Origin of the sequence: Nocardioides sp. (assembly GCF_036503465.1) — a bacterium.
Taxonomy (GTDB): Bacteria; Actinomycetota; Actinomycetes; order Propionibacteriales; family Nocardioidaceae; genus Nocardioides.
On the sequence record NZ_DASXWU010000055.1, the window covers coordinates 1 to 21,897 of the forward strand.

19 protein-coding genes, 1 tRNA gene and 2 pseudogenes are annotated in these 21,897 nt (G+C 70.2%); 21 read left to right on the plus strand and 1 reads right to left on the minus strand.

The genetic code is table 11. From position 1 onward, the window contains the following. Positions 1-157 precede the first annotated feature (157 nt). Positions 158-769 (plus strand): annotated as a pseudogene (locus VGK78_RS20365) (tyrosine-type recombinase/integrase); the annotation flags it as partial. A gap of 239 nt (positions 770-1,008) precedes the next feature. Here the strand turns inward: VGK78_RS20365 and VGK78_RS10745 are convergent. Further along, positions 1,009-1,080 (minus strand) — tRNA-Arg (locus VGK78_RS10745). 155 nt (positions 1,081-1,235) lie between these two features. On the opposite strand from VGK78_RS10745, the gene argS reads away from it, so the two are divergent. The 20 genes and pseudogenes from argS to atpD all read left to right on the plus strand — a co-directional run bounded on the left by argS (position 1,236) and on the right by atpD (position 21,854). Next, positions 1,236-2,891, plus strand: a complete 1,656-nt coding sequence (gene argS / locus VGK78_RS10750; RefSeq protein WP_331527626.1) for an arginine--tRNA ligase — start codon at positions 1,236-1,238, stop codon at positions 2,889-2,891. Next, positions 2,888-4,297 carry a diaminopimelate decarboxylase gene (lysA, locus tag VGK78_RS10755; protein ID WP_331527627.1) on the plus strand — a complete coding sequence of 470 codons (1,410 nt, stop codon included), beginning with the start codon at positions 2,888-2,890 and terminating at the stop codon, positions 4,295-4,297. Before argS ends, lysA begins: the two co-directional genes overlap by 4 nt. Beyond that, the gene (locus tag VGK78_RS10760) at positions 4,294-5,580 is read left to right on the plus strand and encodes a homoserine dehydrogenase (RefSeq protein ID WP_331527628.1); all 1,287 of its coding nucleotides are present in this window, start codon (positions 4,294-4,296) and stop codon (positions 5,578-5,580) included. Before lysA ends, VGK78_RS10760 begins: the two co-directional genes overlap by 4 nt. Beyond that, the gene (thrC, locus tag VGK78_RS10765) at positions 5,580-6,683 is read left to right on the plus strand and encodes a threonine synthase (RefSeq protein WP_331527629.1); all 1,104 of its coding nucleotides are present in this window, start codon (positions 5,580-5,582) and stop codon (positions 6,681-6,683) included. The genes VGK78_RS10760 and thrC overlap by 1 nt, the downstream gene beginning before the upstream one ends. Then, positions 6,680-7,570 (plus strand): homoserine kinase, encoded by an 891-nt coding sequence (thrB, locus tag VGK78_RS10770; protein ID WP_331527630.1) that lies wholly within the window; start codon positions 6,680-6,682, stop codon positions 7,568-7,570. Before thrC ends, thrB begins: the two co-directional genes overlap by 4 nt. Positions 7,571-7,994: 424 nt before the next feature. Continuing rightward, on the plus strand, positions 7,995-9,635 hold the full coding sequence (gene rho, locus VGK78_RS10775; protein ID WP_331527643.1) for a transcription termination factor Rho: 1,641 nt from the start codon (positions 7,995-7,997) through the stop codon (positions 9,633-9,635). Positions 9,636-9,933: 298 nt separating this feature from the next. Continuing rightward, a complete protein-coding gene (gene rpmE, locus VGK78_RS10780; RefSeq protein WP_331527631.1) occupies positions 9,934-10,182 on the plus strand; it encodes a 50S ribosomal protein L31 in 249 nt (82 codons plus the stop codon). 94 nt (positions 10,183-10,276) lie between these two features. After that, positions 10,277-11,362 (plus strand): peptide chain release factor 1, encoded by a 1,086-nt coding sequence (gene prfA / locus VGK78_RS10785; protein ID WP_331527632.1) that lies wholly within the window; start codon positions 10,277-10,279, stop codon positions 11,360-11,362. Beyond that, on the plus strand, positions 11,359-12,201 hold the full coding sequence (prmC, locus tag VGK78_RS10790; protein WP_331527633.1) for a peptide chain release factor N(5)-glutamine methyltransferase: 843 nt from the start codon (positions 11,359-11,361) through the stop codon (positions 12,199-12,201). Before prfA ends, prmC begins: the two co-directional genes overlap by 4 nt. Before the next feature lie 38 nt (positions 12,202-12,239). Continuing rightward, on the plus strand, positions 12,240-12,902 hold the full coding sequence (locus VGK78_RS10795; protein ID WP_331527634.1) for an L-threonylcarbamoyladenylate synthase: 663 nt from the start codon (positions 12,240-12,242) through the stop codon (positions 12,900-12,902). Between the two features lie 9 nt (positions 12,903-12,911). Continuing rightward, positions 12,912-14,054, plus strand: coding sequence for an MraY family glycosyltransferase (locus VGK78_RS10800; protein WP_331527635.1), 1,143 nt, complete (start codon positions 12,912-12,914; stop codon positions 14,052-14,054). A 278-nt stretch (positions 14,055-14,332) separates the two neighbouring features. Continuing rightward, positions 14,333-14,548, plus strand: a complete 216-nt coding sequence (locus VGK78_RS10805; protein ID WP_331527636.1) for an AtpZ/AtpI family protein — start codon at positions 14,333-14,335, stop codon at positions 14,546-14,548. Positions 14,549-14,557: 9 nt separating this feature from the next. Next, complete coding sequence (locus VGK78_RS10810; protein ID WP_331527637.1) at positions 14,558-15,046, plus strand: hypothetical protein; 489 nt, start codon at positions 14,558-14,560, stop codon at positions 15,044-15,046. Next, the gene (gene atpB / locus VGK78_RS10815) at positions 15,043-15,921 is read left to right on the plus strand and encodes a F0F1 ATP synthase subunit A (RefSeq protein ID WP_331527638.1); all 879 of its coding nucleotides are present in this window, start codon (positions 15,043-15,045) and stop codon (positions 15,919-15,921) included. Before VGK78_RS10810 ends, atpB begins: the two co-directional genes overlap by 4 nt. A 69-nt stretch (positions 15,922-15,990) precedes the next feature. Further along, the gene (locus VGK78_RS10820; RefSeq protein ID WP_349257118.1) at positions 15,991-16,254 is read left to right on the plus strand and encodes a F0F1 ATP synthase subunit C; all 264 of its coding nucleotides are present in this window, start codon (positions 15,991-15,993) and stop codon (positions 16,252-16,254) included. Positions 16,255-16,309: 55 nt separating this feature from the next. Next, the gene (locus VGK78_RS10825; protein ID WP_331527639.1) at positions 16,310-16,882 is read left to right on the plus strand and encodes a F0F1 ATP synthase subunit B; all 573 of its coding nucleotides are present in this window, start codon (positions 16,310-16,312) and stop codon (positions 16,880-16,882) included. Next, positions 16,882-17,715 carry a F0F1 ATP synthase subunit delta gene (locus tag VGK78_RS10830; protein WP_331527640.1) on the plus strand — a complete coding sequence of 278 codons (834 nt, stop codon included), beginning with the start codon at positions 16,882-16,884 and terminating at the stop codon, positions 17,713-17,715. Before VGK78_RS10825 ends, VGK78_RS10830 begins: the two co-directional genes overlap by 1 nt. A gap of 47 nt (positions 17,716-17,762) precedes the next feature. Continuing rightward, on the plus strand, positions 17,763-19,406 hold the full coding sequence (gene atpA / locus VGK78_RS10835; RefSeq protein ID WP_331527641.1) for a F0F1 ATP synthase subunit alpha: 1,644 nt from the start codon (positions 17,763-17,765) through the stop codon (positions 19,404-19,406). Between the two features lie 33 nt (positions 19,407-19,439). Further along, positions 19,440-20,354, plus strand: a complete 915-nt coding sequence (locus tag VGK78_RS10840; protein ID WP_331527642.1) for a F0F1 ATP synthase subunit gamma — start codon at positions 19,440-19,442, stop codon at positions 20,352-20,354. Between the two features lie 42 nt (positions 20,355-20,396). Beyond that, positions 20,397-21,854 (plus strand): annotated as a pseudogene (gene atpD, locus VGK78_RS10845) (F0F1 ATP synthase subunit beta). Positions 21,855-21,897 lie beyond the last annotated feature (43 nt).

Consider the following 21,897-nt stretch of genomic DNA (forward strand, 5'->3'; position numbering starts at 1 on the left):
CTCCGTGCGGCTTGCGAACGTCAGCCACGCCGATGTCCAGGCCTGGGTCAGCGACCTGGCGACCTCACGACGATCGCCCTCCACCGTGCGCAAGATCCACCGGGTGCTGAGCCTGATCCTCGACCTCGCCGTCCGCGACGGGCGACTGTCCCGGAATGTGGCGGAGAAGATCAACCTGCCGCGGCCCGTCCGGAGCGAGCAGCGATATCTGACCATCGAGCAGGTTGAGCAGCTGGCGAACGAGTGCGGGTATCCCTCGGCCTTCAGCAAGCACCGTCCCTATGCGGAACGAGAGTGTGAGACCTACCGCCTCCTGGTCCTCTTCCTGGCCTACACCGGGGTCCGGTTCGGCGAGATGGCTGCTCTCAAGGTCGGCCGGCTCGATCTGCCGAGGCGCCGGGCCGTGATCGCGGAGTCCGTCACCGTCGTGCAGGGCAAGGGATTCGTGTGGTCGGCACCCAAGACGCATACGCGTCGCGAGGTCCCACTCCCGGCCTTCCTCGCCGAACAGCTCGGTTCCCTCGTCGAGGGCAAGGCTCGCGAGGACCTGGTCTTCCCCTCGGTCCGCAGCGGTGGACCCGTCCGGGCCACCCACTTCCGACGCGGTCACTTCGACGCGGCCGCCAAGGCGGTCGGCCTGCCCGGACTGCATCCGCACGAGCTGCGTCACACCGCGGCCAGCCTGGCGATCGCCAGCGGTGCCGACGTCAAGGTCGTTCAGCAGATGCTGGGCCACTCGTCGGCCACGATGACCCTCGACACCTACGGTCACCTGTTCGACGACCGCCTCGACGAGGTGTCCAACGCTCTCGACCGAGCCAGAAGTTCGGTCGAGCTCCCCGCTCGACGCACGCCTGCCCGTGGCTACGACAGGGTCGCGACGCGCGGTGCGCGGTTGTCGGGCACGAGACCTGCTGTTGCCCAAACGTTGCCCAATGGGGATTCGGATGGCCCCTCGGCACGAAGCCTTCGAAGTAAACGCGCAGGTCAGGCGGGATTTTCGGTCGGCGCCCCCGGTAGGATTCGAACCTACGCTCCCGCCTCCGGAGGGCGGTGCTCTATCCCCTGAGCTACGGGGGCTCGGGTGGGTCGACCTTACAAGCGGACCGGGCGGCGGGAGAAACCGGCGATCGCGAGACGAGCCGGGCCCAGGGAGCCGATGCCGGCGGCAGGGCCGCCGGCCGCCAGGCGGAAGTGGGTCGAGGGCCGGAGCGGCGCGTCGTTACCCTTGCCCGGTGACGCCCGAGCAGCTCTCCGACCTGATCGTCGCGTCGCTGGCGGACCTCTCCGCCGGCGGTGCGATCACGCTGCCTTCCGGCGTGCCCGAGACGGTCACGGTGGAGCGACCCCGGCAGAGGGGGCACGGCGACTACGCGACGAACGCCGCGCTCCGGCTGGCCAAGCAGGCCGGGATGCCTCCACGCGACTTCGCAGGTCTCGTCGCCGAGCGGCTGCGGTCCGCCGACGGCATCTCGGGCGTCGACGTCGCCGGCCCGGGTTTCCTCAACATCACCGTGGACGCCGGTGCCCAGGGCGCCGTCGCCGACGACATCGTCGCGGCCGGATCGGCGTACGGCGGCTCCGAGGAGGGCGGCAAGCAGAAGGTCAACGTCGAGTTCGTCTCCGCCAACCCGACCGGCCCGGTCACCCTCGCCAGCGCGCGCTGGGCGGCCGTCGGCGACACCCTGTCCCGGCTGCTCGAGGCGAGCGGCTACCTGGTGTCGCGCGAGTACTACTTCAACGACCACGGCGCGCAGATCGACCGGTTCAGCCGCTCGCTGCTGGCCTCCGCCCGGCACCAGCCCACACCCGAGGACGGCTACCCGGGGCAGTACGTTGCCGACGTCGCTGCCGCCGTCGTCGCGGAGCACCCGGAGGCACCGGACCTTCCCGACGACGAGGCGCTCGAGGTCTTCCGCGAGAACGGTGTCGGCGTCATGTTCGCCGAGATCAGACAGACCCTGGCCGACTTCCGGGTGCCGTTCGACACCTACTTCCACGAGAACGACCTCTACGAGTCCGGCGCGACCGACCGGGCCATCGCCCGGCTCCGCGAGCTCGGCAACATCTACGAGAAGGACGGCGCGGTCTGGCTCGCCACGCAGAAGTACGGCGACGACAAGGACCGGGTGATCGTCAAGTCCGACGGACACGGCGCCTACATCTCCGGCGACGCGGCGTACTACCTCGACAAGCGGGAGCGCGGTTTCGACCGGTGCCTGATCCTGCTCGGTGCCGACCATCACGGCTACGTCGGCCGGATGATGGCGCTCTGCGCGGCGTTCGGCGACGAGCCCGGGGTGAACCTCGAGATCATCATCGGCCAGATGGTCAACCTGCTCAGCCACGGCTCGGTGGTGCGGATGGGCAAGCGCACCGGCAACATCGTCACGCTGCTCGACCTCGTCGAGGCGGTCGGAATCGACGCCGCCCGCTACGCGCTGGTGCGCAACCACATCGAGACCAACCTCGACATCGACGTGGATCTGTGGGCCAAGGCCACGAGCGACAACCCGGTCTTCTACGTGCAGTACGCCCACGCCCGCGTCTCCTCGATCCTGCGCAACGCCGCTGACCTCGGTCTCGATCCGGCCGGGCATCCGGAGCTGCTCACCCACGAGAAGGAGGGCGAGCTGCTGCGGGCACTCGCCGAGTTCCCGCGCGTGGTGGCCGCCGCGACGACGCTCCGCGAGCCGCACCGGGTCGCCCGCTACCTCGAGGACACGGCCGCGTCGTACCACCGCTTCTACGACAACTGCCGCGTCCTGCCGATGGGCGACGAGGAGCCGAGTGACCTCCACCGCGCGCGACTCCGGCTGGTCGAGGCGACCCGCATCGTGCTCGCCAACGGGCTCGGCCTGCTGGCCGTCTCCGCACCGGACCGGATGTGACCCCGACCCACGAGGCGGGCTGGGCACACGTCGAAGGCGCGCTGCGCGGTCCCGGCTGGCTGCGCCCGCCCGACGACGCCAACGCACTGGTCCCGTCGCTCTGGTCGTCGACGACCCGCAAGGTCGACGGCAACCTCGTGGTCGGCCAGGTACCGATCCCGGAGCTGGTCGCCAACGTCAACACCCCGGCGTACGTGCTCGACGAGGCCGACCTGCGAGCGCGCGCCCGGGCCTTCCGGGACGCCTTCGCCGACTACGACGTCTACTACGCCGGCAAGGCGTTCCTGTGCACGACCGTCGCCCGCTGGATCGCCGAGGAGGGACTGTCGCTCGACGTCTGCTCGGACGGCGAGCTGACCGTCGCACTGCGCGCCGGCCTCGACCCGGCCCGGATCGGCTACCACGGCAACACCAAGACCGAGATGGAGCTGATGCGCGCCGTCGCGGAGGGCGTCGGCCGGATCGTCGTCGACTCCTTCGACGAGATCGAGCGGCTCGAGCGCGTGACGGCCTCGCTCGGACGCACCGCGAAGGTCATGGTGCGGGTTACGGCCGGCGTCGAGGCGCACACCCACGAGTACATCGCAACCGCGCACGAGGACCAGAAGTTCGGCTTCTCGATCACGGCAGGTCACGCTCTCGAGGCGGTACGCCGTGTGGTCGCCGCCCCGGGACTGGACCTGCTCGGGCTGCACTCCCACATCGGCAGCCAGATCTTCGACACGTCCGGCTTCGAGGTGGCGGCACGTCGCGTGCTGGCGCTGCACGCGCAGGTGGGGGAGGAGCTCGGGGTTACGCTGCCGGAGCTCGACCTCGGCGGCGGGTTCGGCATCGCCTACACGACCCAGGACGACCCCTCCGACCCGGCACAGCTCGCGATCGAGATGAGCAAGATCGTCGAGCACGAGTGCCGGGCTCTCGGCATCGACCAACCGCGTCTCTCGATCGAGCCCGGGCGCGCCATCGTCGGGCCTGCGATGTGCACGGTCTACACGGTGGGCACGGTCAAGCGCGTCGAGCTGGACGGTGGCGCCGTTCGCACCTACGTCAGCATCGACGGCGGCATGAGCGACAACATCCGCACCGCGCTCTACGACGCCGACTACTCCTGCACGATCGCCTCGCGTGAGTCCGGCGCACCGCCGGTGCTGGCGCGGGTCGTGGGCAAGCACTGCGAAGCCGGCGACATCGTGGTCAAGGACGAGTTCCTGCCGGCCGACGTACGTCCCGGAGACCTGCTCGCCGTCCCCTCGACCGGCGCCTACTGCCGCTCGATGGCCTCGAACTACAACCACGCCCTCCGGCCGCCGGTGGTCGCGGTGCGGGACGGCGTGGCGACGACCATCGTGCGCCGCGAGACTGTGGACGACCTGCTGGCCACCGACTTGGGAGCATCCGACACATGAAGCACCTGAACGTCGCCGTGCTCGGCTGCGGTGTCGTCGGGTCAGAGGTGGTCCGGCTGCTCACCGAGCAGTCCGGCGACCTCGAGGCCCGGGTCGGCGCACCGGTGCACCTGGTCGGTGTGGCGGTACGCCGGATCGACGCGCCGCGCGACGTCGACGTCCCCGCCGGTCTGCTCACCGACGACGCGGCCGAGCTGGTCGCCCGCGACGACGTCGACGTGGTCGTCGAGGTGATCGGCGGAATCGAGCCCGCGCGATCGCTGATCCTCTCCGCGCTCGAGACCGGGGCCAGCGTTGTCACCGCCAACAAGGCGCTGCTCGCCGAGGACGGTCCGACACTCTTCGAGGCGGCCGAGAAGGCCGGCCGAGACCTCTACTACGAGGCGGCGGTCGCCGGCGCCATCCCGATCCTGCGGCCGCTGCGTGAGTCGCTGGCCGGCGACCGCGTCACTCGGGTGCTCGGCATCGTCAACGGCACCACGAACTTCATCCTCGACAAGATGGACACCACCGGCGCCGGCTTCGAGGAGGCGCTGGAAGAGGCGCAGGACCTCGGGTACGCCGAGGCCGACCCGACCGCCGACGTCGAGGGCTTCGACGCGGCCGCCAAGACGGCGATCCTGGCCAGCCTGGCGTTCCACTCGCGGGTGACCGCCGCCGACGTCCATCGCGAGGGCATCACCGACGTCACCGCCGCCGACATCGCCTCGGCCGCCCAGACGGGCAGCGTGGTGAAGCTGCTGGCGATCGCGGAGCTGTCCGGCGACGGCATCTCGGTCCGCGTGCACCCGGCGATGATCCCGAGGTCGCACCCGCTTGCCAGCGTGCGCGAGGCGTTCAACGCCGTCTTCGTCGAGTCCGAGGCGGCCGGGCAGCTGATGTTCTACGGTCCCGGCGCCGGTGGGTCGCCGACCGCCAGCGCGGTGATGGGCGACCTGGTGACCGTCGCCCGCAACCGGCTGAGCCAGACCCGCGGCGCCGGCGAGTCGGCGTACGCCGATCGCGTCGTGCTGCCGATGGGCGAGACCCGCACCCGCTACCACCTCGCGGTCGACGTCGACGACCGCGCGGGCGTGCTGGCCGAGATCGCCACCGCGTTCGCCGAGGAGGACGTCTCGATCCAGACGCTGCGCCAGGAGGGCCGCGGCGAGGACGCGCAGCTGGTCGTGGTCTCCCACGACGCCACGGACGCGCAGCTGAGCCGGACCGTGGGGCGGCTGCGCGACCTCGCGTGTGTCCGTGAGGTGGGCTCCGTGATGCGCGTCGAGGGGATGACCGACTGATGTCCCGGCCGACGAGTCAGCCACCGAGTGAGCCGGCGACGCGCCAGTGGCGTGGGGTGATCGACGAGTACCGGCCCTATCTCGACCTGGTGCCTGAGGGGCTGGAGCCGGTCACGCTGCGCGAGGGCGGCACCCCGTTGGTCCACTCCGGCTGGCTGTCCGAACGAGCGGACGGTGACGTGTGGCTCAAGGTCGAGGGCGACAACCCCACCGGCTCGTTCAAGGACCGCGGCATGACCGTCGCGATCTCGGTGGCGCGGCACGAGGGGGCCGCGGCGGTGGTCTGCGCGTCGACCGGCAACACCTCGGCGTCGATGTCGGCGTACGCCGCCCGGGCCGGGCTCACCCCGATCGTGCTGATGCCGGAGGGAAAGATCGCAGCCGGGAAGATGGCGCAGGCGATCGTGCACGGCGCCCTGATCGTGATGGTGCGCGGCAACTTCGACCACTGCCTCGAGCTGGCCCGGCAGCTCTCGTGGAACTATCCCGTCGCGCTGGTGAACTCCGTCAACCCGGTCCGTCTCCAGGGGCAGAAGACCGCGGCGTTCGAGATCGTCGACTTCCTCGGCGACGCCCCTGACGTCCACCTCCTGCCGGTCGGCAATGCCGGCAACATCACGGCGTACTGGCTGGGCTACGAGCAGTACGCCGCGCTGGGCCGGACCACGCGCAAACCCCGGATGCGTGGCTTCCAGGCGGAAGGGGCCGCCCCGCTGGTGACCGGCGAGCCGTTCCCGGACCCCGAGACCAAGGCCACGGCGATCCGGGTCGGCAACCCGGCCTCGTGGAAGCAGGCCGAGGCCGCCGCCCGCGAGTCGGCGGGCCGGTTCCGGGCGCTCAGCGACGCTCAGATCCTGGCCGCCCAGGCCGAGCTGGCGCGCCGCGACGGCGTCTTCGCCGAGCCTGCGTCTGCCGCCGGGGTCGCCGGACTGCTGGCGGATGTCGACGCGGGGGAGTCCTACGCAGGATTCACTGTCGTCATCACGGTCACCGGGCACGGGCTCAAGGACACGGCGACAGCGCTGGAGTCCGTCGGCGACCTGGTGGACGTGGTGATCGACCCGGACGTCGACCAGGCCGCCGCCGCCGCAGGCCTGCGATGAGCTTCGTCGGCGACCCGGTGGTCGTCACGGTCCCGGCGACCAGCGCGAACCTCGGCCCCGGGTTCGACTCCCTGGGTCTCGCCCTCGGTCTGCGCGACGAGCTGGAGGCGACCGTCACGCCTTCCGGCCTCGGCGTCGACGTGGTCGGCGAGGGGGCCGATGGCGTGGCGCGCGACGAGACCCATCTGGTGGTCCGCGCGATGCACGCGGCCTTCGACGCCCTCGGGAACCGGCCCGCGGGGCTGCTCCTGTCGTGCCGCAACCGCATCCCGCACGCCCGCGGGCTCGGCTCGTCGGCGGCCGCGATCGTCGGCGGCGTCTTCCTGGCCCGGGCGCTCGTCGTGGGCGGTGCGGACCGGCTGACAGACGACGCGGCCTTCCGGCTGGCGGCCGAGCTCGAGGGGCACCCCGACAACGTGGCGGCGGCCGTGTACGGCGGCCTCACCGTCGCCGGCCTGAACGGCGAGAGGTTCTACGCCGCCCGCGCCGCCGTGTCGCCGACCGTCCGGGCCGTGGCGTTCGTACCGCCGACCGCGCTCTCGACGGAGCTGGCCCGTCGACTGCTGCCCGAGGTCGTCTCGCACCGCCATGCCGCGGCGAACGCCGGCCGCGCCGCGCTGCTGGTCACCGCCCTCGGGGGCGATCCGGACCTGCTCCTGACCGCGACCGAGGACCTGCTCCACCAGCCCTACCGACGACCGGCCATGCCCGACTCGCTCGCCCTGGTCGACCGGCTCCGCACCGACGGCCACGCCGCGGTGGTGTCCGGCGCCGGACCGACGGTCCTCGTCCTGACCGCCGGCGACCCCGACCTCACGGCGTACACACCCGACGGCTGGGACCTGCGGCCGCTCGCGGTCGCGACCGAGGGCGCTCGGGTCGTCTGAGCCATCGGGTCGTCGGTGGCTGAGCCACATTCGGCGGCCACGAGATCGTGGCTGACACACCGCCGGCGTCGGCTCGCGGGACGAATTCCGGCAATGCCGCGCGCCCCGGAGCCGGGTGCTATCGTGGCGGTGCGTCAGGGCGGCGACGCAGGTCCCACCGGGACCTGCCCCACACCCCGCGCACCCCTTCCTCTCCACGGCGTAGCCCGCGCGCACGATCGCGCGACGGCGATGCCCCGAGGTCGAGGAAGCAGTGAACCCAGCGGCCGTCGGCAGTCAGTCGGACGGCACTGATACGTGGGAAGGACCTCACGTGACGGAAACCATCGACTCCATCCAGGTCGATTCCTCGGGGGCGGATGCGTCCGGCAGCTCAGCCGACGCCGCACCCGCCGCCAAGAAGAAGTCGGGTGGACTCAACTCCATGCTGCTGGCCGACCTGAAGTCGATGGCCTCGGGCCTCGGCATCAGGGGGACCGGCTCCATGAAGAAGGCGCAGCTGGTCGAGGCGATCAAGTCGGTCCAGTCAGGCGGCAACGGCCGGTCGAGCGAGTCGCACGCCGGCGACAAGGCCAGTGACAAGTCCGACGACCGGACCGGCGAGGCCCGCTCCGGGCAGCGCCGCCAGTCCTCCGACGACCAGGACCGCCGGGACAACCGCGACGGTCGTGAGCCCCAGACCAAGGACGACCGCCAGCAGGGCGGCACGCAGACCAAGGAACGGCAGCAGGACCGGCAGCAGGACCGCCAGCAGGACCGCCAGCAGGACCGCCAGCAGGACCGGCAGGGTGGTCAGCAGGGTGGTCAGAACGACGACGGGCAGGGCGGCAGTCGACGGAGCCGCCGGCGCCGGGGTCGTGACCGCGGCAACCGCCAGCAGAGCGGCACCCAGCGCAGCGAGCCGGACACCACGATCCTCGACGACGACGTCCTCACGCCGGCCGCCGGCATCCTCGACGTGCTGGACAACTACGCGTTCGTCCGCACCAGCGGCTACCTGCCGGGCACCGAGGACGTCTACGTCTCGCTGTCCATGGTCCGCAAGTACGGGCTGCGCCGCGGCGACGCGATCGTCGGGCAGGTGCGCCAGCCGCGCGAGGGTGAGCGCCGGGAGAAGTTCAATCCCATGGTCCGGATCGACTCGGTCAACGGCGCCGACCCTGAGGCGTCCAAGAACCGCGTCGAGTTCGCCAAGCTGACCCCGCTCTACCCGAGCGAGCGGCTGCGTCTCGAGACCGAGCCGACCAACCTGATCGGCCGGGTCATCGACATCGCCGCCCCGATCGGCAAGGGACAGCGCGGCCTGATCGTGTCCCCGGCCAAGGCCGGCAAGACGATGATCATGCAGTCGATCGCCAAGTCGATCACCACCAACAACCCCGAGTGCCACCTGATGGTCGTCCTCGTCGACGAGCGGCCCGAGGAGGTCACCGACTTCGAGCGGTCGACCAAGGGCGAGGTCATCTCCTCGACGTTCGACCGTCCGGCCGGTGACCACACGATGGTCGCCGAGCTGGCGATCGAGCGCGCCAAGCGCCTGGTCGAGCTCGGCCACGACGTCGTCGTGCTGCTGGACGGCATCACCCGGCTCGGCCGCGCCTACAACCTGGCCGCGCCGGCGTCCGGCCGGATCCTGTCCGGGGGCGTCGACTCGGCGGCGCTCTACCCGCCGAAGAAGTTCTTCGGGGCGGCCCGCAACATCGAGAACGGCGGCTCGCTGACCATCCTCGCCACAGCCCTGATCGAGAGCGGCTCGAAGATGGACGAGGTGATCTTCGAGGAGTTCAAGGGCACCGGCAACATGGAGATCCGGCTGCGCCGCGACTTCGCCGACAAGCGCCTGTTCCCCGCCATCGACGCGGTCCAGAGCGGCACCCGCCGCGAGGAGCTGCTGATGAGCAAGGAGGAGCTCCAGATCGTCTGGAAACTCCGCCGGGTGCTGTCGGGGCTCGAGGGGCAGCAGGCTCTCGAGCTGCTGGTCGAGAGGCTCAAGAAGACCCAGACCAACGTCGAGTTCCTGATGCAGGTGCAGAAGACCACCCCCGGCGACATCGCGGACGACTGACTCGAGGGGGCTGCCGGGCAGCGGTGAGATAGGACCGGTTTCGGTTCGGGGTTTCGATCCCAGGTCACCGCCGTGCGGCGTCCGGTCGAGGGGGCTGCCGGGCAGCGGTGAGACAGGACCAGTTTCGGTTCGGGGTTTCGATCCCAGGTCACCGCCGCGAGGCGTCTGACTGTCTCAGCGAGGGAATCGCGCGATTACCTTCAGCGTTACACCCGGTGGCACAATCGCCCCTTGGCCCCGGTTCACCCGACGAAGCCCGCCAGCAGGAGGCTGGGACCCGGCGCCGTGAAAGGAAACCATGAAGAAGGACATCCACCCCGAGTACCGCGTGACCGAGGTGACCTGCACCTGCGGGAACACCTTCACCACGCGTAGCACCGCGGCGAACGGCATCATCCACGCCGACGTGTGTTCGAACTGCCACCCGTTCTACACGGGCAAGCAGAAGATCCTCGACACCGGTGGCCGCGTGGCCCGCTTCGAGGCTCGTTACGCGAAGGCCCAGAAGAAGGCCGAGAAGGAGCCCCAGGAGCAGGGCTCCAAGTAGCTCCGACGACGGCGTCGACCCCCTCCATGGGGTCGGCGCCGCGTCATGTACGGGCACAGCGTGGGCACGTCGTCCGGTCGGAGTGGAGGAGCCGATGTTCGAGGCCGTCGAGGGCCTGCTCGGTGAGCACGCCGAGCTCGAGGCGCGGCTCGCCCTGCCCGAGACGCACGCCGACGCGCGCACGGCGAAGACACTCAACCAGCGCTACGCCGAGCTGACCGCGATCATCACCACCTGGCGCGAGTGGCGGCAGGCCGGTGACGACATCACCGCCGCCCGCGAGCTGGCCGCCGAGGAGCCGACGTTCGCCGGCGAGGTCGAGGCGCTCACGACTCAGCGCGAAGCCGCCGAGGAACGGCTCCGAAGACTGCTGGTCCCCCGCGACCCCACCGACGACAAGGACGCGATCCTCGAGATCAAGTCGGGAGAGGGTGGCGAGGAGTCGGCGCTGTTCGCCGGCGACCTGCTCCGCATGTACACCCGGTACGCCGAGCAGCGGGGCTGGTCGAGCGAGATCCTCGACTCGACCGAGTCCGACCTCGGGGGCTTCAAGTCGGTCACTCTCGCGGTCAAGGCGAGAGGCGCCACGGATCGTTCGGGGCCCGGCCACGCGCCGTACGGCCTGCTGAAGTTCGAGGGTGGCGTGCATCGCGTCCAGCGGGTCCCCGTGACCGAGTCGCAGGGCCGGGTGCACACCAGCGCGGCCGGCGTTCTGGTGCTGCCCGAGGCCGAGGCGATCGACGTCCAGATCGACGAGAACGACCTTCGCATCGACGTCTTCCGCAGCAGCGGGCCCGGCGGTCAGAGCGTCAACACCACCGACTCCGCGGTTCGGATCACCCACGTCCCGACCGGCATCGTGGTCAGCTGCCAGAACGAGAAGAGCCAGCTCCAGAACAAGGAGCAGGCCCTGCGCATCCTGCGTGCCCGGCTGCTGGCCGTTGCCCAGGAGGAGGCGGACGCCGCGGCCGGCGAGGCCCGGCGTAGCCAGGTGCGCACCGTCGACCGCTCCGAGCGCATCCGCACCTACAACTTCCCGGAGAACCGGATCTCCGACCACCGCACCGGCTACAAGGCCTACAACCTCGACCAGGTGCTGAACGGCGACCTCCAGCCGGTCGTCGACGCGTGCGTCGAGGCCGACCTCGAGGCACGGCTCGCCGCGGTGGAGGCCGAGTGAGCCACCCCCGGGAGCTAGTCACCGCCGCCGCACGCCGGCTCGCCGACGCCGGGGTCGCCTCGCCCGAGCACGACGCCCGCGCCCTGCTCGCCCACGTCGTCGGCGTCGACCACGGTCGCCTGCCCCTGGTGCGGAACGTGTCCGCCGGCCAGGTCGCGGCGTACGACGCGCTGGTCGCTCGCCGCGCGGCCCGCGAGCCATTGCAGCACCTGACCGGCATCACCCACTTCCGCAACGTCGACCTCCTGGTCGGGCCCGGTGTCTTCGTACCGCGGCCGGAGACCGAGCTGCTGGCCGGCTGGGCGGTGGAGCAGGTCGAGGGGATGGACGAGCCGGTGATCGTCGATCTCGGCACCGGATCGGGCGCGATGGCCAAGGCGATCGCCCACGAGGTGCCGACCGCCCGCGTCCACGCCGTCGAGCTCGACGAAGGGGCCCATGCCTGGGCTGCGCGGAACCTCGCGGGCACGGGCGTCGAGCTCCGGCACGGCGACCTGGCCGACGCGTTCGACGACCTGGCCGGCACCGTCGACGTCGTGGTCAGCAACCCGCCGTACATCCCCCACGAGGCGTGGGAGTCGGTCGAGGTCGAGGTGCGCGACCACGACCCCGAGCTCGCGCTGTACGCGACGGGCGACGGCCTCGACGTGATCAGGGTGGTCGAACGCCGGGCCGCCCTGCTGTTGCGCCCCGGCGGGTCCGTCGGCGTGGAGCACGCCGACGTCCAGGGGGAGAGCGCCCCGGCTGTGTTCGGCGCCGCCGGCCGGTGGGACCAGGTGCGTGACCACGAGGACCTGGCCGGTCGCGCGCGGTTCCTGACCGCACGGCTGGCACGATAAGGCGCGACCAGGTCACGACAGGCAGACACCGAGGATCGATGAGCACGACGTACCCCACCTCGTCGGAGGAGGAGCGGGAGACCGCGATCGAGGCGGCGGCCCAGGCCGTCCAGCGCGGCGGGCTCGTCGTGCTGCCGACCGACACCGTCTACGGCATCGGCGCCGACGCCTTCGACCACGCCGCGGTGCAGGCGCTGCTCGACGCCAAGGGCCGCGGGCGCGAGATGCCGCCGCCGGTGCTGATCAGCGCCGCGACCACGCTCGCCGCGCTCGCCACCAAGGTCCCGTCGTACGTCGAGGCGCTCACCGAGGCCTTCTGGCCCGGGCCGCTGACCCTGGTCTGCCAGCAGCAGCCGTCGCTGACCTGGGACCTGGGCGAGACCCGCGGCACCGTCGCGGTCCGGATGCCCGACCACGAGGTCGCCCTGGCGCTCCTCGAGCGCACCGGCCCGCTCGCGGTCAGCTCGGCCAACCTCAGCGGCCTGCCCGCCGCCACCGAGGCCGCGGCCGCCGACGGCATGCTGGGCGAGAGTGTCGAGGTCGTGCTCGACGGTGGTCCGTCGCCCAAGGGGGAGGCCTCCACGATCCTCGACGTGCGGGGCGACCGGCCGCGGCTGCTCCGGCTCGGCGCGCTGTCGGTGGCCGACCTGGACACGGTGCTGGAACCTCTCGGGGTCACGGTCATCGAAGACGAGGAGTGACGCCGCCGCGTGCGTGAGTACCTCCTCGTCTTCCTGGTCGCCGGGGCCGCGACGTACCTGCTCACGGTCATCGCCCGCGAGATCGCCCTCCGCACCGGTGCCGTGGCGAAGGTGCGTGACCGCGACATCCACGCGGAGCCGATCCCCTACCTCGGGGGGCTGGCGATGCTCGGCGGCCTGACGGCGGCGTACGTCGTGGCCCACCACCTGCCGTTCCTCTCCCACAGCGGCGGGCCGTTCGTCTTCCACGACGCCCGGATCGTGCTGATCGCCGGCGCGATGATCTGCGCCGTCGGCACCCTGGACGACCTGTTCGAGCTCGACGCGCTCACCAAGCTCGGCGGACAGGTGCTGGCCGCCGGCTTCCTGGTGCTGAACGGCATCCAGTACCTCTACTTCCCGCAGGGCCAGGGCGGTCAGTTCTCGCTCGACCCCGCCCAAGGGGCGCTGCTCACGGCGTTCGTGATCGTGGCGACCATCAACGCCGTGAACTTCGTCGACGGCCTCGACGGCCTCGCCACCGGCGTGGTGGCCATCGGAGCGATCGCGTTCTTCTTCTTCTGCTACCAGCTGACCAACCTGAACAACGCGTCCCTCGCCTCCACGGGGGCGTTGCTGAGCGCGATGCTCGGGGGCGCCTGCGTCGGCTTCCTTCCCCACAACGTCAACCCGGCGCGGCTGTTCATGGGCGACAGCGGGTCGATGCTGCTCGGCCTGGTGCTGTCGGCCAGCGCGATCACGCTGACCGGGCAGTACTCCGGCACCGAGCTCAGCAAGGGTGCGATGGGGTCGCCGGCCAGCCTGGCGCCGACCTTCCTGCCGCTGGCGCTGCCGATCACGCTGCTGGTCGTCCCGATCGCCGACCTGGTGCTCGCTGTGATCCGCCGCACCCGCCGCGGGCAGGCGTTCTACCATCCCGACAAGGAGCACCTGCACCACCGGTTGCTCGAGATCGGGCACTCCCAGCGGCGCGCGGTCCTGATCATGTGGATGTGGGCCGCCCTGGTGGCGGGGAGCACGGTGGTGATCAGCCTCTACACCGGGCCGGTGATGTGGTCGTCGATCGCCGCGGCGGCGGTGGTCACCGTGACCCTGACCTTCCTGCTACCGGTCCTGCGCAGACCCGGAACGGCGGAGCCCGAGACCCGCTGATCGAGGCGAGGAAGGCCCCGATTGGCGGCCTCATCGGTGCTTGTGCTACTTTTCACAAGCACCCCGTTGCCGACCAGATCAGGCCGCCGAACCATGACGACCGACCGCCTCGTGAGCCAGTCCGGGGCCCCGGTGCGCGCGGGGGTTGGCACCCTCCCCGCGACGTTCGGGACGAGGCGCCGCTGTGATAGTTTCCGAGCGTCGCCGGTGCCCCGTGGAGCGCGCGTCGGCGCCCCCGATCATCTCGACGAAAACACCCTTGAGAGCGACCTGAGCGCATGGCCCATGGACACCCGGACCCGACCCTTCGGGGTCGCGACCTCGTGGGCCTCGGGGGGATGCTCGCGGGAGCCGTGGTCCTCGGCCTGGTCGTCGGCCTGCTCGTCGACCATGCGGCCGGCACGTCGCCCGCGTTCACCCTGGTCGGCATCGCCCTCGGCATCGCCGCGGGTGCCGTCGCCTTCTGGATGCGCGTCCGGAGCGCGCTGCGATGAGCGTGCGTCATGACCGGCCCCGGCCGGCTCGACATCGGGACCGCCTTCATGGCTGAGCCCGAGACCAGCTCCGGCACCAGCACCCCGGCCGACCAGCCGATGGAGGGCCCGGCGAGCTTCGGGCGCGTGATCCGGGACCAGCGCAAGACCATCGTGGTGGCCGTCGTGCTCGCGGGCGCGGCGTACTGGGTGCTCGGCCAGCTCGGCGAGTGGGTCCTGGCCGGCTGCATCGCCGGCGGCGTGGGCCTCGGCCTGCTCAACCACCTGGTGACCGAGTACTGGCTGCTCCGCCTGATCACCTCCGGAGAGCAGCCCACGCGCAACAAGCTCGCGATGTCCACCTTCGTGCGCCTCCTGGTGCTGTCGGTGGTCGCGGTCGGGATCGCCGTCCGGTTCTGGCCCGACGGCATCGGCCTCCTGCTCGGGCTCGCCGTGTTCCGACTGATCGCCCTCGTGATGACGGGGTTGCCCCTGTTGAAGGAGTTGAAGCAGCAGTGAGCACCGCCTTCCCCGCGATCCTGCCCGCCGAGGTGGAGATCCACCCGGGCGAGCACCCCGAGGGCCACTTCCTCGGCATGACCTGGAACCTCGACACCATCTGGGTGACCGTGGTCGCCGGGCTGATCGTGATCGCGCTCGGATTCTGGGTACGCGGGCAGCTGACGAAGAAGACCGACGACCACGTCCCGACGAAGCTCCAGATCGTGTGGGAGCTGATCGTCAAGGAGGTGCAGACGCAGGTGGAGGAGAACCTCGGTCGCGTCCACCCGTTCGTCGTGCCGCTGGCGGTGGCGCTCTTCTTCTTCATCCTGATCGCGAACTGGATCGAGGTCATCCCGAGCGAGCCCAACCAGCACATCCATGCGCTGCCCTCGCCGACCGCCGACACCAACCTCACCTACGCGATGGGGATCATCGCGATGGTGTCGGTCTGGATCTACGGCATTCGCAAGCAGGGCGCGCGCGCCTACTTCAAGCACTACATGGAGCCCTACCCGATCCTGTTCCCGCTGGAGCTCCTCCAGGACCTGCTGAAGCCGATCACGCTGGCGCTGCGACTCTTCGGCAACATCTTCGCCGGCGGCATCATGATCGCGCTGATCGGCTCGCTGGTGGCGATCGCGCCGCTGAACATCCCCCTGGGCGGGCTGTTCGCCGTGATCCTCACCGTCGTCTGGAAGCTCTTCGACACCGTGTTCCTCGGCGGGCTCCAGGCCTTCATCTTCGCGCTGCTGACCATCCTCTACTTCGGCATGGCCGGCGCGGAGCACGGAGAGCACGAGGACCACGACGACCAGGACGACCAGGACGACCACGCGGACACCGGCGACCGGCCGGCGGCCCGGGAACCCACCCCAGAACCTGCGGCCTGAGCGACCCGCTCGTCCGCACCAGAGGTACACCCATTGCGCCGTCGACCGGCGCGGAACCAAGGAGAAACAGTGGCAGACAGCAGCTCCCTCGACTCGGCCATCAAGACCGCAGGCGCCTTCGTGGGCGGCGGCATGGCCCTGGCCGGTGGCGCGATCGGCGCCGGCATCGGTGACGGCCTCGCCGGCTCGTCGTACATCCAGGGCGTCGCGCGCCAGCCCGAGGCGCAGGGCCGTCTCCAGACGATCTTCTTCCTCACCGTTGGTCTGGTGGAGGCGATGTTCTTCATCAACCTGGCGTTCATGGCGCTGTTCGTCTTCGTCCTCGGCAAGTGAGAGACCACACCGAGGACTGACGGGGAACACCCCAGCCGGAAGACAGGACTGACTCATGGAGATTCTTGCCAGCGCTTCAGGCATCCACCCAGTGGTGCCCCTGGCGAACAACTTCCTGGTCCCCAACGCGACGTTCATCGCGGAGGTCATCGCCTTCGCCCTCATCATCTGGGTGCTGGCGAAGTTCATCATCCCGCCGATCAACAAGGCGATGGCGGACCGCCAGGAGGCGATCCGCAAGCAGTTCGCCGATCTCGAGGAGGCCGAGGGCGACGCCCGGAAGGCCGAGGCGGACTACAAGGAGCAGCTGAACAACGCCAAGCACGAGGCGGCCCGCATCCGCGAGGAGGCTCGCGAGCAGGGCGCCCAGATCGTGCAGGACGCGCGCGAGAAGGCCCAGGCCGAGGCCGACCGCATCATCGAGCACGCCCACACGCAGATCGAGGCGGACCGGAAGGCGGCGTTCGCGTCGCTGCGGCGTGACGTCGGCAGCCTGGCGACCACCCTCGCCGGCCGGATCGTCGGCGAGTCCATGGAGGACGACAAGCGTCAGAACCGGGTCGTCGAGCGCTTCCTCGCCGATCTCGAGGAGACCGAGCCGGTGACCGTGCGCGGAGGGGCCGGCTGATGCAGGGCACGCGCGGAACGCGGTGGCGCGGCTCGTCGGGCGAGTCGTTGTCGGCGACCCTCGAGGCGCTCGACGGCGTGCTCGCCAGCGGCGCCGACGGAGCCGTCGTCAGTGGGGACCTGTTCTCCGTGGCTGACGTGCTCCGCGAACAGCCGGCACTGCGCCGAGGCGCCACGGACCCGAGGATCGCCGCCGAGACCAAGAGCGCTCTCGTCCGGGACGTGTTCGGCGCCCACCTCGGGGAGGCGTCCATGGACGTCGTGGTCGCAGCAGTGAGCCACCGTTGGGCTGCCGGGGGTGACCTTCCCGACGCACTCGCGCACGTGGCCGTGGTCGCCGGCGTCAAGGCGGCCGACGCGGCCGGCGACGGCGACCAGCTCGAGGAGGAGCTGTTCCGGTTCAGCCGGGTCGTCGCCGATCACCCCGAGCTTCGCGATGCGTTGTCCGACCCCGGGCGCGAGGTCGGCGACAAGCAACGTCTGGTCCTGGACCTGGTCGAGGGAAAGGTCACCCCGGCCGGTCTCAACCTCCTCCAACGCGCGGTCACGACCACGCACCTCACGGTGACCAGCGCACTGCAGGACTTCATCGAGATCACGTCGGCCACCCGGGGGCGGATGGTCGCGCGCGTGTGGTCCGCCCGTTCCCTGAAGAACGCCGACGCCGACCGTCTCGCGACCGCGCTGGGACGGATCTACGGGGGCACGGTCCACATCAACGTCATCGAGGACCCCGACGTCCTGGGCGGGCTACGGATCGAGATCGGTGACGAGGTCATCGACGGCACCGTGCGCACCAGGCTCGACGAGGCCCGACGGCGGCTCGCGGGCTGACCCCCACCACCACGAACTCACCGAGAGACCAAGAGAGTAGGGAAGAGATGACGGAGCTCACGATCCGTCCGGAGGAGATCCGCGACGCGCTGTCGAAGTTCGTCGAGAGCTTCACGTCCGATGCGGCGGCCCGGGAGGAGGTCGGGACCGTCTCGCAGGCCGCTGACGGCATCGCCCGTGTCGTCGGGCTTCCGTCGGCGATGGCCAACGAGCTGCTGGAGTTCGAGGACGGCACGCTCGGACTGGCGCTGAACCTCGACACCCGCGAGATCGGTGTCGTCGTCCTCGGTGACTTCGACAAGATCGAGGAGGGCCAGACCGTACGCCGGACCGGCGAGATCCTGTCGGTCCCGGTGGGTGACAACTTCATGGGCCGGGTCGTCGACCCGCTGGGCAACCCGATCGACGGTCTCGGCGAGATCGAAGCCGAGGAGCGCCGCGCGCTGGAGCTGCAGGCGCCCTCAGTGGTGCAGCGCAAGTCCGTGCACGAGCCGCTGGCCACGGGCATCAAGGCGATCGACTCGATGACCCCGATCGGCCGCGGTCAGCGCCAGCTGATCATCGGCGACCGGGCCACCGGCAAGACCACGATCGCGATCGACACGATCATCAACCAGAAGCAGTACTGGGAGACCGGCGACGACAAGCAGCAGGTGCGCTGCATCTACGTCGCGATCGGCCAGAAGGGATCGACCATCGCCTCGGTGCGTGGCGCCCTCGAGGAGGCCGGCGCGCTGGAGTACACCACGATCGTCGCCGCTCCGGCGTCGGACAGCGCGGGCTTCAAGTACCTCGCGCCGTACACCGGCTCGGCCATCGGCCAGCACTGGATGTACCAGGGCAAGCACGTCCTGATCGTTTTCGACGACCTCACCAAGCAGGCCGAGGCCTACCGCGCGGTGTCGCTGCTGCTGCGCCGCCCGCCGGGTCGCGAGGCGTTCCCCGGTGACGTGTTCTACCTGCACAGCCGGCTGCTCGAGCGCTGCGCGAAGCTGTCCGTCGACATGGGCGCGGGCTCGTTGACCGGCCTGCCGATAATCGAGACCAAGGCGAACGACGTGTCGGCGTACATCCCGACCAACGTCATCTCCATCACCGACGGCCAGATCTTCCTGCAGTCCGACCTGTTCGCGGCCAACCAGCGCCCGGCGATCGACGTCGGTGTGTCGGTGTCGCGCGTGGGCGGTGCCGCGATGACCAAGGCGATGAAGTCCGTCACCGGCTCGCTGCGGGTCGAGCTCGCGCAGTTCCGCGCGATGGAGGCGTTCGCGATGTTCGCCTCCGACCTCGACGCGACCTCGCGGCAGCAGCTCGACCGCGGCTCGCGGCTGATGGCGCTGCTCAAGCAGCCGCAGTACTCGCCGTACCCGCTGGAGCAGATGACCGTGTCGCTGTGGCTCGGCACGACGGGCCGCCTCGACCGGGTGCCGACCGACGACGTGCTGCGCTTCGAGCAGGAGTTCCTCGAGTTCGTCGGCCGCCGGCACCAGGGCGTCTTCGACGCGATCCGCGAGAGCCGGGAGTTCTCCGACGACACGCAGTCGACCGTGGAGTCGGCGTACGACGACTTCCTCGACCAGTTCGAGACCTCCGAGGGCCAGTCGATCAAGCCCGGCACGGAGGCCAAGGCCGAGCCGGTGACCGATGACGAGCTCGAGCAGGAGCAGATCGTCAAGCAGAAGCGCGGCTGAGGACCGAGGCACTGAGGGACTGAGGACACAGAGATGGCTGTATCGCTGCGTGAGTACCGCGCACGGATCCGCTCGGTCGAGTCGACCAAGAAGATCACGCGCGCCATGGAGCTCATCGCCGCGTCCCGGATCATCAAAGCGCAGCAGCGGGCTCAGCAGGCCGCGCCGTACGCGCGCGAGCTGACCCGGGCGGTCTCGGCGCTCGTGACCTATTCCAACACCGACCACCCGCTGACCACCGAGCCCGAGGACCCGAAGCGGGCAGCGATCCTGATCGTGACCAGCGACCGCGGTCTGGCCGGGGCGTACTCCTCGAGCGTGCTCAAGGAGGCCGAACGGCTCGGGGAGCGGCTGCGCGGCGAGGGCAAGGAGGTCGTCACCTACCTGACCGGGCGCAAGGGCGAGGCGTACTACCGGTTCCGCGGCCGCGACGTGGCGCAGAGCTGGTCGGGGTTCTCCGACCAGCCGCGCTACGAGAACGCCAAGGAGGTCGGTGAGGCGCTGATCGGCGCGTTCACGTCCGAGGAGGACGCGCCGGAGCACGTCGACGAGGTGCACCTGGTCTACACGCAGTTCAAGTCGATGCTGGTGCAGGAGCCGCACGACGTACGCATGCTGCCTCTCGAGATCGTCGAGAGCGACGAGCGGCCGGACCGGGACGAGGTGCTGCCGCTGTACGAGTTCGAGCCCTCGCCGCAGGAGGTCCTGGACGCGCTGCTGCCCAAGTACGTCCAGAGCCGGATCTTCTTCGCCCTGCTCCAGGCCTCGGCCTCGGAGCTCGCCGCGCGGCAGAAGGCGATGAAGTCCGCGACCGACAACGCCGAAGAGCTGATCAAGAAGTACACCCGGATCGCCAATCAGGCCCGGCAGGCGGGCATCACCCAGGAGATCAGCGAGATCGTCGGCGGCGTGAACGCGCTCGCCGACGCCAACGCGGCCGGCGACTGACCGGCGACGACACAGACCCCACCACGAAGTGAGTTGAGAGACATGACTGCCACGGCTGAAGAGAAGAAGACCGAGGCCGCCGAGGGCGCCATCGGCCGGATCGCCCGGGTCATCGGCCCGGTCGTCGACATCGAGTTCCCCGTGGAAGCGATGCCCGACATGTACAACAAGCTGGAGTGCGAGCTCGAGCTCGGCGACGAGACGCACGTCCTCTCGCTCGAGGTCGCCCAGCACATCGGCGACGGCATGGTCCGCGCGATCTCGTTGCAGCCGACCGACGGCCTGGTCCGTGGTGCCCAGGTGACCGACAGCGGCGCCGCGATCACGGTGCCCGTCGGCGACGTGACCCTGGGGCACGTGTTCAACGTGAAGGGCGACTGCCTCAACCTCGAGGAGGGCGAGAAGCTCGAGGTCGAGGAGCGCTGGCCGATCCACCGCAAGGCGCCGGCGTTCGACCAGCTCGAGGCGAAGACCCAGATGTTCGAGACCGGCATCAAGGTCATCGACCTGCTCACGCCGTACGTCCAGGGCGGCAAGATCGGCCTGTTCGGCGGCGCCGGTGTGGGCAAGACGGTGCTGATCCAGGAGATGATCGCGCGCGTCGCCCGTGATCACGGCGGTGTGTCGGTGTTCGCCGGCGTCGGTGAACGCACCCGCGAGGGCAACGACCTGATCACCGAGATGACCGAGGCCGGCGTGTTCGGCCAGACCGCCCTGGTCTTCGGTCAGATGGACGAGCCGCCGGGCACCCGGCTGCGTGTGGCGCTGTCCGCGCTGACGATGGCGGAGTACTTCCGCGACGTGCAGAACCAGGACGTGCTGCTGTTCATCGACAACATCTTCCGGTTCACCCAGGCCGGCTCCGAGGTGTCGACGCTGCTCGGCCGGATGCCGTCCGCGGTGGGCTACCAGCCCAACCTCGCCGACGAGATGGGCACGCTGCAGGAGCGGATCACCTCGACGCGTGGTCACTCGATCACCTCGATGCAGGCGATCTACGTGCCCGCGGACGACTACACCGACCCGGCGCCGGCCACGACGTTCGCGCACCTCGACGCGACCACCGAGCTGTCGCGTGAGATCGCGTCGCTGGGCATCTACCCGGCGGTGGACCCGCTGACGTCGACCTCGCGGATCCTCGACGCCCAGTACATCGGGCAGGCGCACTACGACTGCGCGATCCGGATCAAGCAGATCCTGCAGCGCAACAAGGAGCTCCAGGACATCATCGCGATCCTCGGTGTCGACGAGCTCTCCGAGGAGGACAAGATCATCGTGTCCCGCGCCCGTCGGATCCAGCGGTTCCTCTCGCAGAACACCTACGTCGCCAAGCAGTTCACCGGCATCGAGGTCTCGACGGTCCCGGTCAAGGACACGATCGAGGCGTTCAACAAGATCGCGGACGGCTAGTACGACCACGTGGCCGAGCAGGCCTTCTTCATGTGCGGCGGTCTGGACGACGTCGAGCGGAAGTGGTCCGAGATCCAGAAGAGCCTGTGATGACCGAGCGAAGCGAGGTGCGCTGATGGCAGCGACCATGAAG

Coding starts and splice junctions, on each gene's coding strand:
- VGK78_RS10830 (WP_331527640.1), top strand. CDS start 16,882: ATGCAGGGCACGCGCGGAACGCGGTGGCGCGGCTCGTCGGGCGAGTCG.
- prfA (WP_331527632.1), top strand. CDS start 10,277: ATGTTCGAGGCCGTCGAGGGCCTGCTCGGTGAGCACGCCGAGCTCGAG.
- VGK78_RS10760 (WP_331527628.1), top strand. CDS start 4,294: ATGAAGCACCTGAACGTCGCCGTGCTCGGCTGCGGTGTCGTCGGGTCA.
- thrB (WP_331527630.1), top strand. CDS start 6,680: ATGAGCTTCGTCGGCGACCCGGTGGTCGTCACGGTCCCGGCGACCAGC.
- VGK78_RS10810 (WP_331527637.1), top strand. CDS start 14,558: ATGACCGGCCCCGGCCGGCTCGACATCGGGACCGCCTTCATGGCTGAG.
- VGK78_RS10795 (WP_331527634.1), top strand. CDS start 12,240: ATGAGCACGACGTACCCCACCTCGTCGGAGGAGGAGCGGGAGACCGCG.
- rpmE (WP_331527631.1), top strand. CDS start 9,934: ATGAAGAAGGACATCCACCCCGAGTACCGCGTGACCGAGGTGACCTGC.
- VGK78_RS10805 (WP_331527636.1), top strand. CDS start 14,333: ATGGCCCATGGACACCCGGACCCGACCCTTCGGGGTCGCGACCTCGTG.
- VGK78_RS10840 (WP_331527642.1), top strand. CDS start 19,440: ATGGCTGTATCGCTGCGTGAGTACCGCGCACGGATCCGCTCGGTCGAG.
- VGK78_RS10825 (WP_331527639.1), top strand. CDS start 16,310: ATGGAGATTCTTGCCAGCGCTTCAGGCATCCACCCAGTGGTGCCCCTG.
- atpA (WP_331527641.1), top strand. CDS start 17,763: ATGACGGAGCTCACGATCCGTCCGGAGGAGATCCGCGACGCGCTGTCG.
- rho (WP_331527643.1), top strand. CDS start 7,995: ATGCTGCTGGCCGACCTGAAGTCGATGGCCTCGGGCCTCGGCATCAGG.
- thrC (WP_331527629.1), top strand. CDS start 5,580: ATGTCCCGGCCGACGAGTCAGCCACCGAGTGAGCCGGCGACGCGCCAG.